This window comes from Roseivivax sp. THAF30, from assembly GCF_009363575.1.
GTDB lineage: Bacteria > Pseudomonadota > Alphaproteobacteria > Rhodobacterales > Rhodobacteraceae > Roseivivax > Roseivivax halotolerans.
This window is the reverse complement of sequence record NZ_CP045389.1, coordinates 3,242,118-3,257,348: the sequence shown is the minus strand read 5'-3', so window position 1 is coordinate 3,257,348 and position 15,231 is coordinate 3,242,118. Positions and strand designations below refer to the sequence as shown.

The following is a 15,231-nucleotide window of genomic DNA, read 5'->3' as shown; positions in this document are numbered from 1 at the left end:
GTCTGCGCGGCCTCGGCCCTCAGACAGGATCCTGTCCGAAACCGTGCATCCCGCGCGCCCATTGGAAGGCGACGATCGCCCCCTTTAGCCGGGGCAGAAGGTAGAGGGAAAGCCCGACACAGCCAACCGCGAAGATGGTGAAGAGCGTGAGCGGCTGCGGCCGCCAGGTTTCGAACACGATGAGCAGCAGCGGTGCCATCAGGTGCCCGACGATCAGGATCGTGAGGTAAGCCGGCCCGTCATCCGCCCTATGATGATGCAGCTCCTCGCGGCAGACCGTGCAGCTCTGACGGACCTTGAGGTAGCCGGACAGCAGCGGGCCGTTGCCGCAACTCGGGCATTTCCGGCGCCATCCCTTGATGAGGGCCGGCATCGTATCGCGTTCCTGGGCGTGGTCTTGCGCGGCAGACATGCGCGCTCCTTCGGGCTTGTGTGACCTGCACAAGATGGACTGTCGGCGTCGCTATATAAAGGTGCCATTCCGTTGTTGCGGCTGGATGTCGCGCAATGCCGCTGGCGGGTCGCGTGGCGCCGAAAAAAATCGACGGATTGCGCGGGGGCGGTGCGTGTAACGAACATGCGCCGCTCGGAAGTGGCGTCGCGGATTGGTTCAAACTCAAGGAAACAGGCATGAAACGCATCGCAGCCCCCGCCGCTCTGACGGCAACCTTCATCGCACTCGGCCTCGTCGTACCGCAGATCGCAACGGCCCAGGACGGCCCGCGCGGAACGATGCCCGCCTTCGAGACACTCGATACCGATGGCAGCGGCGGGCTCAGCGCGGAGGAGCTGAAGCGCTTTGGCACCGAACGCTTCGCGCGCGCCGATACGGACGGTGACGGCAAGCTGACCGCGGCAGAGCTTGAGGCTGCACGCGCCGATCGCGCCGACAAGCGGCAGGCGCGGATGATGACCCGCCTCGATACCAACAAAGACGGCGCGATCAGCCTCGAGGAAATATCTGCCCGTGCCAACCCCGACCGCATGATCGAGCGGCTTGACCGTGACGGCGACGGCGAGGTTTCGGCGGAAGAATTCGCCGAGCTCCGTAAGCGTGGCCCGCGTCGCAACTGAAGCGCGCACGCCAAGCGCCCTTGCCCGGCGGGTGAGGGCGCTCTAATCCCAAGGCCGGATCTTTGCCCGTGGCACTGGACGCGATGAACGACGAGAGCGAAGACGAGCTGATGGCGCGGGTCGCCTCTGGCGATGCTTCGGCAGCGCGCGCGCTGACGTTGCGTCTCGCCCCCCGGATCTTCGCCCATGCGGTCCGGCTTCTTGGCGACCGGGCCGAGGCGGAGGATGCTACGCAGGATGCCTTGATGAAGCTTTGGCGCATCGCGCCAGATTGGGAGCCGGGACGGGCGCAGGTCGGAACCTGGCTCTACCGCGTGACCGCCAATCTTTGCATCGACCGCATCCGCCGACGGCGCAGCGCGGATCTCGAGGACGCGTCTGAGATCTCGGACGATGCACCCCCTGTCGGGGAGCGGATGACCGACGCACAGCGGGTTGCCGCGCTCGAGGCGGCACTCGCAACGCTTCCCGCGCGGCAGCGGCAGGCCATGGTGTTGAAGCATCTGGACGACATGCCCACCGGAGAGGTGGCGCGGATCATGGACATAGGCCCGAGGGCTGCGGAAAGTCTGATTGCGCGAGGCCGTAAAGCGCTGACCGCGCGCCTGGCAGGACGGCGGAAGGAGTTGGGGTATGAAGACGACTGAGACGCCCGATGACGATCTCTTCGAGGACCATCTCGAGGCCGCCCGCGCGACGCCGCCCGAGATCGATCCCGATTTCCTCGCGCGGCTCACGGACGACGCCGAGCGGGAGGTTCTGACGCGCCCGAGACCCGGTCCGCGTGAGCCGTTCCTCCAGCGCGTCCTCGAGGCGCTCGGCGGCTGGCGTGCCGTGGCGGCACTTGGTGCGACGGTTGTGGTGGGGCTCTGGATTGGCGTGTCCCCGCCCGCCACGCTGGCGCCGTCGGTTGATGCGCTGTGGTGGGGTGAGGCCGATATGGCCGTTTATCTCGATCCGGCGCTCGGGTTCGACGACCTGGATCAGGAGGGCTGAGCGATGGCAGGGACGGAAAAAACACGCTCGGTGCCGCGCTGGATGAAAGTCCTGCTCGTGCTGTCACTGGGGCTCAACCTCCTGATCGTCGGCACCGTCGTCGGAACGTTCGCCAAGCGCGGCCCGCCAGGCCCGAGCGACCGGCTCGACAGTTTCGCCTATGCGCGTGCGCTGGATCATGCAGATCGACGCGCGATCTTCAGCGAACTGCGGGCCGCCCGGCGCGAGATCGACGGTCCGTCGATCCGCGATGCCTCCGGCGCGCTGTCGATCTTGCGAGCGGAGCCGTTCGACTCCGCGGCATTCGCGGACGTCATCGAGGCGCAGAATGCCCGCGGCGACCAATTGCGCGAGATCGGCCAATCGGCCTTGATCGACAGGATCTCGGCGATGAGCGCGGAAGAACGCAACGAATATGCCGACCGGCTGGAAGCAGCGATGGAGGCGCGGCGCGATCGACGGAAATGAGTATTGGGTTCGCCTCCTCAGCCCGTGCCCGTCGGCAGCCGCCTGAACGCCCGGTCGCGCGCATCCGCCATCGACATGCAGACGACGCGCCCGCGCCCGGCATCCTTTGCCGCGTAAAGCGCGTCATCCGCGCGCGAGATCAACGTTCCGGTGTCGACGTCGGCTGCGTCAGAGACTGTCAAAATCGCGCATCCGATAGAGACGCTCACTCGCACAACCTCCGGCTCGGCTCCGAAATCGGCAAGCACACCGCATGCATCGACGGCACGCCGCAGGCCTTCGGCAGCCTGAATCGCTTCGGCGCTGCCGGTATCCTGCATTGCGATAAGGAATTCTTCTCCGCCGAGCCGCGCAACAAGGCTTTCGGGCCCTGCGGCGCTTGACAGGCATGTCGCCACTTCTGCGATCACGCGGTCGCCGAGTGGATGCCCGAACCGATCATTGACCGCCTTGAACCGATCAATATCCGCGATCATCACGGCAAGCGGTCGGGAGTTCTTGGCGACCGACGCGCGCCATGCGCCGAGCCTTGGCAGCGCATAGCGCCGGTTCCACAGCCCGGTGAGCGGATCCGTCAGAGCCGCGCGCATCCCGGCCTCAAGGCCGAGTCGCTGCCGCCGAAGGCTTGCGCGCCGGTCAAGTTGACGCCGTACGCGGATCGCAATCTCAGCGCGGCTGGCGTCAGGAAGGAGTACGTCGTCGGCACCCATATCGAGCGCGGCCGCGGCCCGCTCCTGCGCGGATGGACCATCGGTCAAGACGATGATGGCCGCCTCGCGCCCCTGCGTCTGGGATCGCAGATCCGCAATGAGGCTGCGGCATCCATCGCCGTCGAGGCCGGCGTCAGAGATGACGTATCCGTCCGCTCCCCTCCCTGATGCGCCCAAAGCCTCCCTTGCGGTGCGCCGCTCGATATTCGCGTCAGCCAGTCCCGAGATCGCGTCCGACAACCGGTCCCGCTCTCCCGTCACGTGACTGCCAACAAGCGCCACGCGTCGCCGTCCCGGCGCGGCGGCAGCGGCTTCGGCGAAACCGAGAAGCCGCGTTTCGTCCTCGTGCGCCTGCAATTCGCGCCGCTCCTCGAGCGCGCGGAACACAGCCCTCAGGCGTGCGGTGAGAAAGGCGTCTTCGCAGGTCCGTGGCAGCACCTCGTCGATTCCGGCCGCCAGCGCCGCTTCCGGTGAGGCTGGCGCGCTGCCTGCCTCGATCATCATGATCGCTATGATATGACCGGGCATGAGTGTCTTAAAACGAGACACCAGGCGGGCAGGGTCCACTCCCGGAGCGGCTGCCGAGAAGAGAAGGATATCGGGGCGGGCTGCCTTCGCGACGCGTAGCGCCTCTGCCAGGGTCTCGGCCTGGAAGGTCTCGTAGCAGGCAGCGGCCAGCTTGACGCGCAGCACGACCCGGTTGATCGCCACGCTGTCGAGGATGAGAATGCGCCCGGGCAATCCCGCGCCTCCCGATAATTGACAGGATGCAGGTCGCGCTTGCGCCGACCGGCCCGGATAGTCTTTATGCACAAAGGTTAACAAACATTTTCAGAAGGCACGGGAATGGCTCTGAACCGCCAGAACGCAGAGATCATCGGCCTGCAGGCCGTGGGATGGCTGGCAGGGAACGAAGAGCTGCTTGCGGTATTTCTGGGGGCGACCGGCGCCTCGGAGGCTCAATTCCGCGACAGCGTCTCGGATCCTGACTTCCAGGGATCGGTGCTGGACTTCCTGTTGATGGACGATGCGTGGCTGACGGCCTTCTGCGACGATGCCGGCCTCGATTACACTGCGCCGATGTCGGCACGCGCAATGCTGCCGGGCGGCGAGGCGGTGCATTGGACGTGAGGTCCGATCTTCTCGGTATCGATGCGATCCTTTTCGACAAGGATGGCACGCTGTTCGACTTTCGACTGACCTGGGAGGGTTGGGCGGCCGGGGTGCTCGACCGGCTTTCGGGCGGCGATGCGGCACTGGCCCGGAGGCTCGGGAACGCGATCGGCTTTGATAGCGATCAGGGTTTCTCTCCTGACAGCCCGGTCATTGCCGGAACCGCCGAAGAGGTCGCGGAGTGCCTTGTGCCGCATCTTCCCGACCTGAGTGCGCGGGACATTCGCAGCCTGCTCGACGCGGAGGCCGCCGCCGCGCACCCGGTGCCAGCAACCGATCTGCCCGCGCTCCTGGCAGACCTCGACGCGCGCGGCCTCGCCCTCGGCGTTATGACCAACGACAGCGAATCCGTCGCGCGGGCGCATCTCGCGGCCGTGGGAATTGCCGATCGATTTCGCCTCGTGATCGGCGCGGATTCAGGGTTCGGCGCAAAACCCGGTCCGGAGCCGCTTCTGGCTTTTGCCAATGGTGTCGGTGTCGCCCCGGCGCGCGTCCTGATGGTCGGAGACTCGAGCCATGACCTTTCGGCGGCGCGTGCGGCAGGAATGCGCGCAGCCGCGGTTCTGACCGGGATCGCCACTCACTCGGATCTTGCACCCCTCGCGGAGGTGGTCTTGCCCGACATCGGAGATCTGCCGGGCTGGCTGGCCGCGACCCGATATCCGTTTGCCGGATCTTAACCGGATGCGCGCATAAAGCCTCCGGAACGGATTTCGCAGGCTCCGATGCACGGGCTCATCAACACGACACTGCAATGCTTCATGCGGGACACATATGGCGATGCGCGCTGGGCGAAGGTGCTCTGCGCGCTGCATTTGGATGCGGCCGGGTTCGAGGCGATGCTCAGCTACGAGGACGAGCTGACGGCGCGCCTTGTCTCCGCGATCGCGGAGGAGCTGGGGCGTCTACCCGGCACGTTGCTCGAAGATGTGGGACACTACCTTGTCTCGCACCCCCGGCGGGAAGCGTTGCGCCGGCTCTTGCGGTTCTCAGGGCGCTCTTTCCGCGATTTCCTTCACGCGCTCGACGAGCTGCCCGATCGGGTGCGCCTTGCAGTTCCGGACCTAGAGCTGCCGGATATCGACCTGAAGGCGGTGGACGAGAACCGCATCGTCTTTGCGATCCGGGATAAGCCGCCAGGTGCCAGCCACGTCCTTCTGGGGCTCTTGCGGGCAATGTCGGACGATTACGGCGCGCTGGCGATCCTGGACCTGACGAAAGGGCGCGGCGACAGGGACCTGCTTTCGATCTCCGTTGCGCAGGACAGGTTCTCGGCAGGGCGGGCGTTTTCGCTGGCAGGCGAGGCCCGCACGGGATGAGCACGCAGAGCGCGGTCCTGTCATCGCTCAGACCGATGTCGCTCTGCGTGGATGCTGCTGGAGCCATCGTTTCGGCCGGACCGACCACGCGAAAGGTGCTCGGTGACATCGTCGGCACGCCACTTTTCGACATGCTCGACGTCTCGCGGCCGAAGGGGATTGCAACATTGAGCGCGCTCCGGGCCCAATCGGGTGCAAAACTGCACGTTCGGGCGCGAAGCGCGCCCGAGACGCCGATGGTCGCGCAGATCGCGATGGACGAGGCAGGGGGCATGGTGATCGATTTCGGGTTCGGCATTGGCGTGGCCGAGGCCGTGCGGCGACACGGGCTGACCGCCGCCGATTTTTCGGCGACGGACCTGACGCTCGAAATCCTCTTCCTGATCGAGGCGCAGCAAGCCGCGATGGCTGCCTCTCGCAAGCTGAACCGCCGTTTGCACGTGGCCCGTCTTGCCGCCGAGACGGAGGCCACGACCGATGGGCTGACCGGTCTTGCGAACCGTCGTGCCGCGGACCTCACCCTGAGAACGCTGGAGGCGGGTGAAACACCCTTCAGCCTCGTTCATGTCGACCTCGATTTCTTCAAGCAGGTGAATGACCGGTTCGGTCACAGGGCCGGCGACACCGTCCTGCAAGACGTGGCGCGCGATCTCACGAAGGCGGTGCGTCCGGGCGATCTCGCTGCGCGGATCGGCGGGGACGAGTTTCTCCTTGTCTTTCCGGGCCTCGCCGATGCTGATCAATTGATCCGGCTCTGCGAACGCCTGATCGGCCGTATCGAGCGGGAGCGCCGGATGAACGACCGCATCTACGCGATCTCCGCAAGCGCCGGGATCGCGCTTTGGCACGGCGGGAGCGATGTCTCGACCGAGGATTTGATGGGGCAGGCGGACCGGGCGCTCTACGCCTCCAAAGCTGCAGGCCGCGGCCGCGTGACACTTGCCGAACCCCGCTGCCAGCCGCCGCCGGATGTATCGCCGAAAGCGCCGGGAAATTTTGCCGACGGCTCTTGATCCCCCGGAGAGGACGCCGTAGATACGCGCGCAGTTGGGGTGTAGCCAAGCGGTAAGGCAGCGGTTTTTGGTACCGTGTACCGTAGGTTCGAATCCTACCACCCCAGCCATGTTTCTTCCCCAGAACAAAAAAACCCAAGCACATGGGTTCCAAAAGCCGGTTTCCAAAACCGGACATGCCTGCAACGCGCTGGGTATGACACAAACCCTGACACAGGGTGTGACACACGCCCGGTCCCCGGACGTCGTCTCGTCTCGGCAGCAAGGCGCGTCAAAGACACCCTCTGCACGCCGACGCGGCGCCAAAAGTGCGGGCCCGTACCTCCAGCGCCGTGGTCAAATCTTCTTCAGAAAGCGCCTTCCCAAGCCCCTGGCCGAACGAGTCAAACGCGCATTTCTGTGTTTTTCACTGCAGACTCACCTCGTCTCCGAGGCGATGATCCGTGTTGGACGGGTCCTCGCCGCCCTCGAACTCGCGGAGACCCAGATGACCCAACTCGCCGAAATCACGACCCTCACGTCCGCCCAGGCCAACAGCGTTCTGATGGAATTGCTGCGCTACGATTCAGGCGCGCTCTTCGCGGAGACCGACGCCTGTCGTATCGACGAGGCCCGGGAAGCTTTGAAAGCCGGCGCGCGGGCGCGGGATTTCAGCGCGCTCACGCCTCGCCTCAAGGACGCCGCACGCGTGGCAGGCGTCGATCTTCCTGATGATCTGCCGACCAGCCTGGCCTTGCAGGGCGCCACTTTGAAGCGCCAACTTCTCGATATCGAGACCGCTTCGCTGGAGCTCGAAGACCCGCGGCACCTCGCCCGCGATGTCGTCGCACGGTTCTCGGACAAGCCGGTGGACAGATTTGTCGCACCCACGATCCAGCTCGAGGACGCGATTACCGAGACCTATCGCCTGTATCCCTCCAAAGACATGAAGGGGAACCTCGACGCGATCGCAAAGCTCGCACGCTACCATTTCGGCAATTGCGCGATCACGTCGATTACGAAAACGCGCCAGGAGGAGTTCTTCACCTGGATGACCCGGTTGCCGAAAGTGCACGGCAAGAAGCATGGCCGGAACCGCTTCGAAAAATCTGGCAAGCTCCTCGACAAGAACGCCGAGATTGCCGAGGCGGACGCAGATGACGCTCTCATCATTGCTGAGATTCGTGCCAAGGACCTTTCGATTCCGGAGAAACGTGAATTGCTCGCAGAACGCCTTGCGCCGCGCTTGTCGAAATCGACCATCCGGCGCAATCGGGACGGTCTCTCCCGCATCTTCAAGGCTGCCGTGGAGCTCGGGGCCGAGGTTCCGCCAATGGTCGGCTACAAGGATATCGATCGGATCGTGAAAGCCTTGAACGTGTCCGATGACACGCTGCACATGCGGGTCACACAGCCGAAGATCCGCTTGCCATGGAGCGCCGAGCGGCTTTCAGCGTTCTTGAAGAGCCCGATCTTCACCGGTCACGCGTCTCCGCATCGCCGTTGGAAACGCGGGCAGGTCATCACGCGCGACGGCACCTATTGGATCCCGCTCTTCTGGCTTGCGGTCGGGACCCGCCATGAAGAGCTCGTGCTCGCACCGCGCCGGGCGCTCGTTTTGCGCAACGGGGTCTACGGTCTTCTACTGCACAGCAAGACCGAGGACGGCGAGCGCTTCCTGCCAATCCCACAGATCCTCCTTGATCTCGGCTTCATCGATTGGGTGCGCGCCTTGCCTGATGATCATGGCCCGCTGCTCTTTCCGGATGCGGCAAAGCGCTCGGAAACCGGAAAGGCGTCGGAGAATTTCTCGCGGTCAATGGGGCGTATGCTGTCACGTCTTGGCTTGAAGGATTTCGACGAGGACTTCTATGCGCTTCGAAAGACCTTTCTGAGCATGTTGAGCCAGCATGGCGTGGAAGATGGGTTGCGGCAGGCGATTGCCGGACACCATCGTCACGCGATCATCAACAAGCACTACACCGCGCACCGGACGGTCGAGATGAAGGCGGCCGTGGACCGGGCAGATTTCGGTCTCAAGATCTCGCACAGCCCGCGCCACGGCTTCCCGGTTATTCGTGACTGTAATCTGGGCGGGGCCATACAGGTTGGGGTCGAGGTGATCCTTGGGGCGGATGAAGCGGTCGAGTGCGTGACCTTTCGGCCCGATAGCCAGTCGTCGCCGATTCTATCGGTTGATCTGAAGACGCTGCCGGAAGCCCCAAAAGAAAGAAAGGCGATCTACCGCGATCTCGTGCGGTCGGCGCGCCGGATCGTCGAGCATTACGATATCCGGCTGCCAAAGAGCCCGATCAAGAGGCGTGCGTTCGAGAGTTTTCTTGCCTCGGCCTGACAATTCCTGGCGCTCAATGCAGTCAACCCTCGCTCGACCAATCATATCAGCCTCGCCGGCCGTAGCATTTGCTACGGCCGGCGCCGTTTAGATTGTAGCCTTTTGTGGCTCTGACCGTCGTCTGACCGCGGTCTTTATGGAGTGTGACGGAGTTTTCAGTGGCGTTCCGAGGAATTGTGCAGCACCCCGTGCAATACGTCTCTTTCTTGCGGAATAGGCTTCATTCTGGATTGGTAGCTCCGACGGTAGAGGCCGGAGTGCGCGCCTCAAGTCACTGAATTTGCTTCACTTTTGGAGAGCGACTCCTGTCCGACTCTGCAGTGTGACAAACTATGTGCCGTAGTCTGTGCCACTGGCGAGTGGCTGAATTTGTCCTTGGCTTGAGGCCGCGATTGATCCAGAGAAATGCGGTCAAGGGCACGTGCGCGACGATAGCGCGAAGGTCGCAGAAAAGACCGGACACTGGCGCTAAGCGTGACGCTATAACAGCACGCCCGAAAAGCTCCAGATCTACCCCCGGAGGTTTCCCGGTGTCTTATGTGTCTGGCGAATGATCAAGGAACTGAGCGAAATTCTCTACGGCCCGGATGCGGGACTTCTGCTCCTTTTAGTCCATCTCTCGGACGCGCATGTCTTCGATCATCTGCGCTCGCGGCGGTCATATTCTCTCTGGGTCATGGGAACTTCCTGTCTAACGATTGAGACATTTAAATTGTCAGATAGTGAACCACATTGCCGAAAGCATAGCATGGCGATTATTCCCGAACGCCTGCCACGGCTGCCATTGCCTCGCGACCAACTTCACTCGTGGGCCGCTCTTGAAGCTCCAGATCATCCCGCTCAACCGCGCGCCCATTCAGCCAGCTTGCGTAATGCGAACTCGTAGCCGCGGATTCCGAACCCCTCGATCTTGGCGGAGGCTGCCTTGGAGGGATAGCTCAGATGCCGGAACTCGTCGCGCCGGAAGAGGGGCGAGATATGCACCTCGATGATGGGTCGGTCGTAGATCAGCAATGCGTCGAGGATCGCGATTGACGTTGAGGTGAAACCGGCCGGATTCAGGATCAAGCCGGATGTCGTGCCGCGTCCTTTCTTAATCCAGCCCATAATCTCTGCCTCGCTATCGCTCTGGCGGAAATCGATCGAGACATTTTCTTCCTCGGCCGTGCGCTGACAGAGCGCCTCGACATCGGCGAGGGTGTCGTATCCGTAAACCTCCGGCTGACGAATGCCGAGCATGTCGAGGTTGGGGCCGTTAATGATCAGGATTGGGTCCATCCGGGTCTCCGAGATTTCATCCACCGTATCCGTAGAGACGCGGCAGCCAGAGCACGACATCCGGCAAGAAGGTGATCATGCCCAGTCCAACGATCATGATCGCGAGGAACGGCAAGAGGTGACGGATCGTGTCCCGGATGGGCGAGCGGGTGATCGATGTTACCACGAACAGCAGAAGCCCGTAGGGCGGTGTCGCGAGGCCGATCATCGTATTGACCACCACAAGGACGCCGAAATGCACCGGGTCTACTCCGAGCGCCACGGCGGTGGGCAGGAAAATCGGGACGATCACGAGAAGGATCGCGTTCGCCTCGAGAAGGCAGCCAAGCAGAAGCAGGATCACGTTGACGAGCAGCAGGAACGTGATGCGCGTCAGTTCGGTATCGCCGAGGACATCGCGGATCACGTTTGGCACCTGCTCGATCGTTACCACGTAGTTGAAGGCGAGGGCCCCTGCGATCAGGAAACCGACGGCAGCTGTTGATTTGGCCGAGCTACGAACCGTCTCGTAGGCCATTCGCAAGCTGACCGACCGGTAGAACAGCGTTGAGACAAGAAAGGCGTATAACGCGGCCAGGGCCGCCGCTTCCGTCGGTGTCGTGACACCGCCATAAATGCCGACCAACAGGATGACGGGCATCAGAAGGGCAGGGACAGCGCGTAGCGTGATTCCGGGTAATTCTCGCAGCGGCACCGGCTCTTCCACCGGGTAGCCGTGGATGCGCGCCTGCCAGGCATTCATCGCCATCAGGAGAATGCCGAGGATCACCCCCGGGGCCACTCCACCGAGAAACAGGTATCCGATCGAGGTGTCCGAAACGAGCGCGTATAGGACCATCGGAATCGACGGCGGGATGATCGGCCCGATGATCGCAGAGGCGGCAGTGATCGCGCCGGCATAGGCGCCGGGATATTTGCCGTCCTTCGTCATCAAGTTGATGATGATCCGACCCATGCCGACCGCATCCGCGATGGCCGAGCCGGACATGCCCGAAAAGATCAGCGAGGAGACAACGTTCACATGTCCGAGCCCGCCGCGGAAGCGTCCGACAAGTGCGCGGCAGAAATCCAAGAGCTTGTCCGACAGGGAGCCCACATTCATCAGATCGGCCGCGAAGATGAAGAGTGGGATCGCCAGAAGCACATAGGAGCCGTAGAGGCCGGTCAGCATCTGCTCGAAGGCGATGGACATGTCCTGACCCTGCAAAAGCAGGTAGAACACCGAGGAGGCCAACATAGCATGACCGATGGGCAGGCCGATCAGTGCGGAAATGACGATCATTCCGACCGCCACGCCGAATTCCCAACTCATTCCTTGAAATCCTTGCGTACGAGGTCGTCTTCAGCATCGAGGCCGGTATTCGTACCGCGGGCGGCTCCCCAGAAAATCCAGAGATATCGCAGGATCGTCGCGACCGAGAAGATGATCGCTACCGAATAGACCCAGCTGAAGGGGATATCGAGATAGGACGTCTCCTGGATCTTCATGAAGGTCACGAAGTCCCAGAGCGCGGGCAGCGACCAAGCGTATATGCCGACAAGAAGAACGGAAAACACGATACGGAACCAGCGCCTCACCTCGGAAGAGACGCTCCCGTAAAGGATATCGAAGCGGATTTCGTCGCGTTCCTCGGCCGAGACGGACTGCCCCCAAAGCAAGATCCAGAGCCAGGCGATGACGCAGACCTCGACCGTCCAGCCGACGGGGCTGTTCATGACGTAGCGCATGAAGACCTGGATGATGAAGCATAGGAACATTGCCGCCAGCAGCAAAGCCGGCACGGCGTCGGCGAGAGCGCGCAGAACGTGGATTGGTCGGGAAGGCGAAGACGACATGGCGGATCCTTTCGGCACCGAGCCTGCCGCGTTGGGCAGGCTCGGGCCATGTCATTGAGGCGTGATTATTCGGCCAGCGCGTTGATGCGGTCGACCATCCCTTCCGGCCAGCTCGTAGCGAACTCGGATTCGAGATACTTCTGCTGCGCGTAATCGCGGAAGGCGATCCGATCGGGCTCGTAGACCCGCAGACCTTCGTCGCGGAAATACTCGACCAGCTCGGCCTCGCGATCGAGATGCCGCTGGGTCGAGGTCGCGATGGCTTCGTCAACAGCATCCTGCAGCGTTTCCTGCTGCTCGGGGGTGAACCCGTCCCACAGCTCCTTGGAGATGGCGAGCACGTCGAAGCCGATGAGGTGACCGGTGAGCACGATCTGGCTCGTTACCTCATAGAATTTCATGTTGTAGTCGTTGGGAAGCGGGTTGTCCTGACCGTCGATCGCGCCTGTCTGCAAGGCCGTGTAGACCTCGGCATAGGCCAGCGGAGTCGGGTTTGCGCCGATGGCTTCGCCCAGGAACTGCCAGGCATCACCGCCGGGCATCCGCATGGTGATGCCGTCGAGATCCTCCGGCGTCTGCACATCGATATCCGGAGCGAGGTTCACCTGCCGCGTGCCGAAATAGACCGGCGCAAGCACATGGATACCGGCTTCTGCTGCGAGCGCGTTGAGCTCTTCGCCCACATCGCTTTCGAACGTTGCCTGCAGGTGGTCGGCATCGCTGAAGAGGTATGCGGAGGTCACGATCGACCATTCGGGGATCTGCTCGGCGATGGTCTGCGGTGCGATCAGACCCATCTCGAGGTTGCCACGCTGGATCGAGGTCATCTCGGAGCCCTGCGCGACCAGGGTCGCGCCGTTGAAAACCTGCATGTCGAACGTGTCCGAGACAGCCTCGGCGATCTCGGCGAACGCTTCCGCTCGGATGTCATTGTCGGAGACCACCGATGAGAGCCTCAGCGTCGGCAAGTCCTGAGCCAAGACCGATGTCGGCAGGGCGAGGGTGGTCGTGGTGGCGAGTGCGGCCGCGAGTGCGGTCCTGCGGGTCAGTGATGTCATTGGTTTCCTCCCTTTGACGTGTCCACCGTTTTGGTGGGTTTCGAAGCGCATAGGATGAAAGCGCGTCATCCTGGACTGGGGCAGATCAGATCGCCGGCATTCCTTTCGGCCTTTGAAATCTTTTCTGCGCCGCGATCCGGAACGGCGCATTGGGTGCTCCGTATCCGGCATAGGCGCCGCGCCGTTCTACGATCTCGAGGAACAGCTGCCCGGTGAAAGGCTGTGAGTAGAGCTGCAGGAACTCTCCGGTGTCGTCCGCATCGTAGAGAATGTTTTCCGACCTCATTCGAGCGAGCGTTTCCGGTGCGATATCGAACCGGGCGGCAAGATCGTCGAAGTAGTTCGGAGAGATCTGAAGCGCCGCGAAACCCCGCTCCCGCAAGGCCACGGCCGTTGCGAAGATATCGTCCGTCGCCAGAGCGACATGCTGGACAGAGCCGCCGAACCCTTCGGTCAGAAAGGATCCGGCCAGGGTGCGATGGGTTTCTGCTCCATTAAGGGTAATGCGGAACGTGCCACCCGGCGTCGAGATGGCCCGACTGCGCACCAGCCCGTCGGGGTCGATCACATCGACCATCGGCGCCTTCTGCATATCAAAAAGTGTGGTGTAGAAGAGTGACCAGGACAGCATCTCGTCGTAGGTCATCGTCTGTGCGATATGATCGACGCGGGTCAGGCCGACGCCGTCTGCCGCTTCGTCTTGGGGCAGAAAATCGACATCCCAAACATTCGCCAGGTCCCCGTCGTCGATGAAATGCATCACGCTCCCGCCGAGCCCCCGGATCGCAGGAACGGGCATCTCGCCCGGGCCGAGCGGTTGGGTGAAGGGCCGTGCGCCGAGTGCCGTCGCGCGTGTGACGGTATCCGCCGCCGAACCCACGTTGAGACCTATATCGCAAACCGTGGTCCCGCGCGCATTCCACGCGCTTCCGGCATGCCCCGTGGCTTCGGCGTTCAAAACGATACGGATCTCGCCCTGCTGCCAGAGCCAGACTGCCTTGGAGACGTGGCGGCCCGCGCGCCGGAAACCCAGCGTGTCGAGCAGGGTTTCCAGAGCGGTTAATTCCGTGCCTTGCGCGGCAAATTCAATAAAAGCGGTATCCCGGACGGTGACAGGGCTCGGAAGCTCTGGCAGGCCGGGATCGGCTTCAGGTTCGACGCGGCGCACGTCATCCATAAGCGCGATGATCGAGCGATAGCCATCGAGCGCAATGGTATCGGGCGCACCTCCCCGAAACTGGTCGTTGAAAATCTCCAGGCTGATCGGTCCGTCATAGCCCGTTGCCATCACGGCCTGCATGAAGGGTGTGACGGGCAGATCGCCTTCGCCCGGCATGTTCCGGAAGTGCCGGGACCAATACTGCAGATCCATGTCCATGGCGGGAGCGTCGGCAAGTTGCACGAAGAATATCTTGTCGCCTGGAATGCGGCGGATACTGTCCGGGTCGATCCTGCGGGCCAGCGTGTGAAAGCTGTCGAGCACAAGGCCGACATTCGGATGATCGGCGCGGCGGACGATCTCCCAGGCATCACGATGATCGCTCACATGCTTGCCCCAGGCCAGCGCCTCGTAGCCGATGCGCAAACCGCGCGCTGCGGCTCTTTCGCCAAGTTCCGCGAAGTCGTCTGCGGCGCGGTCCACACCGCCGAGGGCCTCTGGATGACAGGACGAGCACATCAGGATCAGCTCGCAGCCCAAGTCCTCCATCACGTCGAACTTGCGCTCGGCCCGGTCGAAGGCCTTCGCGCGCATCGGGTTCGGCAATCCTTCAAAGTCGCGGAAGGGCTGGAACAGCATGACATCGAGCCCTGCGTCGCGGATGCGTTGGCCTACAAGCTTGGGGCTGCGGATGTCGGCTATGAAGTCTTGCTCGAATATCTCGATCCCGTCGAAGCTCGCTTCGGAGATGGCCTCGATCTTCTCTTCGAGCGTGCCGGAGATCGACACTGTCGCAATTCCCGTCCGCATCCCGC

At 62.9% G+C, this 15,231-nt stretch carries 16 protein-coding genes and 1 tRNA gene; 10 read left to right on the top strand and 7 right to left on the bottom strand.

The annotated features are described in order from the left end of the window. Window positions 1-19 precede the first annotated feature (19 nt). Window positions 20-412, bottom strand: a complete 393-nt coding sequence (locus FIU91_RS15760; protein ID WP_152463207.1) for a DUF983 domain-containing protein — start codon at window positions 410-412, stop codon at window positions 20-22. A 218-nt stretch (window positions 413-630) separates the two neighbouring features. On the opposite strand from FIU91_RS15760, the gene FIU91_RS15755 reads away from it, so the two are divergent. The 4 genes from FIU91_RS15755 to FIU91_RS15740 all read left to right on the top strand — a co-directional run bounded on the left by FIU91_RS15755 (window position 631) and on the right by FIU91_RS15740 (window position 2,538). Continuing rightward, window positions 631-1,074: an EF-hand domain-containing protein gene (locus tag FIU91_RS15755; RefSeq protein ID WP_172975033.1), complete on the top strand. Its 444-nt coding sequence runs from the start codon at window positions 631-633 to the stop codon at window positions 1,072-1,074. 62 nt (window positions 1,075-1,136) lie between these two features. After that, window positions 1,137-1,721 carry a sigma-70 family RNA polymerase sigma factor gene (locus tag FIU91_RS15750; RefSeq protein WP_254701984.1) on the top strand — a complete coding sequence of 195 codons (585 nt, stop codon included), beginning with the start codon at window positions 1,137-1,139 and terminating at the stop codon, window positions 1,719-1,721. Further along, window positions 1,708-2,070, top strand: coding sequence for a hypothetical protein (locus tag FIU91_RS15745; RefSeq protein ID WP_152463205.1), 363 nt, complete (start codon window positions 1,708-1,710; stop codon window positions 2,068-2,070). Before FIU91_RS15750 ends, FIU91_RS15745 begins: the two co-directional genes overlap by 14 nt. Window positions 2,071-2,073: 3 nt before the next feature. Next, the gene (locus FIU91_RS15740; protein ID WP_152463204.1) at window positions 2,074-2,538 is read left to right on the top strand and encodes a periplasmic heavy metal sensor; all 465 of its coding nucleotides are present in this window, start codon (window positions 2,074-2,076) and stop codon (window positions 2,536-2,538) included. A 17-nt stretch (window positions 2,539-2,555) separates the two neighbouring features. Here the strand turns inward: FIU91_RS15740 and FIU91_RS15735 are convergent, their stop codons facing one another. After that, complete coding sequence (locus tag FIU91_RS15735) at window positions 2,556-3,989, bottom strand: diguanylate cyclase (protein ID WP_172975032.1); 1,434 nt, start codon at window positions 3,987-3,989, stop codon at window positions 2,556-2,558. Between the two features lie 105 nt (window positions 3,990-4,094). Between FIU91_RS15735 and FIU91_RS15730 the strand changes: the two genes are divergently transcribed. From FIU91_RS15730 to FIU91_RS15705, 6 genes are all read left to right on the top strand, one after another. Continuing rightward, complete coding sequence (locus tag FIU91_RS15730; protein ID WP_093015237.1) at window positions 4,095-4,379, top strand: DUF3572 domain-containing protein; 285 nt, start codon at window positions 4,095-4,097, stop codon at window positions 4,377-4,379. Beyond that, window positions 4,376-5,101 carry an HAD family hydrolase gene (locus FIU91_RS15725; RefSeq protein ID WP_152463202.1) on the top strand — a complete coding sequence of 242 codons (726 nt, stop codon included), beginning with the start codon at window positions 4,376-4,378 and terminating at the stop codon, window positions 5,099-5,101. The genes FIU91_RS15730 and FIU91_RS15725 overlap by 4 nt, the downstream gene beginning before the upstream one ends. A gap of 45 nt (window positions 5,102-5,146) precedes the next feature. After that, entirely contained in the window at window positions 5,147-5,740 is a 594-nt protein-coding gene (locus FIU91_RS15720; RefSeq protein ID WP_093015234.1) for a heme NO-binding domain-containing protein, read from the top strand. Next, window positions 5,737-6,753: a GGDEF domain-containing protein gene (locus FIU91_RS15715; protein WP_152463201.1), complete on the top strand. Its 1,017-nt coding sequence runs from the start codon at window positions 5,737-5,739 to the stop codon at window positions 6,751-6,753. The genes FIU91_RS15720 and FIU91_RS15715 overlap by 4 nt, the downstream gene beginning before the upstream one ends. A 35-nt stretch (window positions 6,754-6,788) precedes the next feature. Then, window positions 6,789-6,863: transfer RNA gene (locus FIU91_RS15710), tRNA-Gln, on the top strand. Window positions 6,864-7,240: 377 nt separating this feature from the next. Continuing rightward, complete coding sequence (locus FIU91_RS15705) at window positions 7,241-9,085, top strand: integrase (RefSeq protein ID WP_152463200.1); 1,845 nt, start codon at window positions 7,241-7,243, stop codon at window positions 9,083-9,085. An 840-nt stretch (window positions 9,086-9,925) separates the two neighbouring features. Here the strand turns inward: FIU91_RS15705 and FIU91_RS15700 are convergent. The 5 genes from FIU91_RS15700 to FIU91_RS15680 form a co-directional block, all read right to left on the bottom strand. Then, the gene (locus FIU91_RS15700; RefSeq protein ID WP_216651613.1) at window positions 9,926-10,363 is read right to left on the bottom strand and encodes a type II 3-dehydroquinate dehydratase; all 438 of its coding nucleotides are present in this window, start codon (window positions 10,361-10,363) and stop codon (window positions 9,926-9,928) included. 16 nt (window positions 10,364-10,379) lie between these two features. Beyond that, entirely contained in the window at window positions 10,380-11,675 is a 1,296-nt protein-coding gene (locus FIU91_RS15695; RefSeq protein ID WP_152463198.1) for a TRAP transporter large permease, read from the bottom strand. Continuing rightward, window positions 11,672-12,199 carry a TRAP transporter small permease gene (locus FIU91_RS15690; RefSeq protein WP_152463197.1) on the bottom strand — a complete coding sequence of 176 codons (528 nt, stop codon included), beginning with the start codon at window positions 12,197-12,199 and terminating at the stop codon, window positions 11,672-11,674. Before FIU91_RS15690 ends, FIU91_RS15695 begins: the two co-directional genes overlap by 4 nt. Before the next feature lie 65 nt (window positions 12,200-12,264). Continuing rightward, on the bottom strand, window positions 12,265-13,257 hold the full coding sequence (dctP, locus tag FIU91_RS15685; RefSeq protein ID WP_152463196.1) for a TRAP transporter substrate-binding protein DctP: 993 nt from the start codon (window positions 13,255-13,257) through the stop codon (window positions 12,265-12,267). Between the two features lie 85 nt (window positions 13,258-13,342). Continuing rightward, complete coding sequence (locus FIU91_RS15680) at window positions 13,343-15,226, bottom strand: bifunctional sugar phosphate isomerase/epimerase/4-hydroxyphenylpyruvate dioxygenase family protein (RefSeq protein ID WP_152463755.1); 1,884 nt, start codon at window positions 15,224-15,226, stop codon at window positions 13,343-13,345. Between the last annotated feature and the right edge of the window lie 5 nt (window positions 15,227-15,231).

What these genes read in the sequence shown, in the direction of transcription:
- FIU91_RS15760 (WP_152463207.1), bottom strand. Translation starts at nt 412, where the DNA reads ATGTCTGCCGCGCAAGACCACGCCCAGGAACGCGATACGATGCCGGCC.
- FIU91_RS15755 (WP_172975033.1), top strand. Translation starts at nt 631, where the DNA reads ATGAAACGCATCGCAGCCCCCGCCGCTCTGACGGCAACCTTCATCGCA.
- FIU91_RS15745 (WP_152463205.1), top strand. Translation starts at nt 1,708, where the DNA reads ATGAAGACGACTGAGACGCCCGATGACGATCTCTTCGAGGACCATCTC.
- FIU91_RS15740 (WP_152463204.1), top strand. Translation starts at nt 2,074, where the DNA reads ATGGCAGGGACGGAAAAAACACGCTCGGTGCCGCGCTGGATGAAAGTC.
- FIU91_RS15730 (WP_093015237.1), top strand. Translation starts at nt 4,095, where the DNA reads ATGGCTCTGAACCGCCAGAACGCAGAGATCATCGGCCTGCAGGCCGTG.
- FIU91_RS15720 (WP_093015234.1), top strand. Translation starts at nt 5,147, where the DNA reads ATGCACGGGCTCATCAACACGACACTGCAATGCTTCATGCGGGACACA.
- FIU91_RS15715 (WP_152463201.1), top strand. Translation starts at nt 5,737, where the DNA reads ATGAGCACGCAGAGCGCGGTCCTGTCATCGCTCAGACCGATGTCGCTC.
- FIU91_RS15705 (WP_152463200.1), top strand. Translation starts at nt 7,241, where the DNA reads ATGACCCAACTCGCCGAAATCACGACCCTCACGTCCGCCCAGGCCAAC.
- FIU91_RS15700 (WP_216651613.1), bottom strand. Translation starts at nt 10,363, where the DNA reads ATGGACCCAATCCTGATCATTAACGGCCCCAACCTCGACATGCTCGGC.
- FIU91_RS15695 (WP_152463198.1), bottom strand. Translation starts at nt 11,675, where the DNA reads ATGAGTTGGGAATTCGGCGTGGCGGTCGGAATGATCGTCATTTCCGCA.
- FIU91_RS15690 (WP_152463197.1), bottom strand. Translation starts at nt 12,199, where the DNA reads ATGTCGTCTTCGCCTTCCCGACCAATCCACGTTCTGCGCGCTCTCGCC.
- dctP (WP_152463196.1), bottom strand. Translation starts at nt 13,257, where the DNA reads ATGACATCACTGACCCGCAGGACCGCACTCGCGGCCGCACTCGCCACC.
- FIU91_RS15680 (WP_152463755.1), bottom strand. Translation starts at nt 15,226, where the DNA reads ATGCGGACGGGAATTGCGACAGTGTCGATCTCCGGCACGCTCGAAGAG.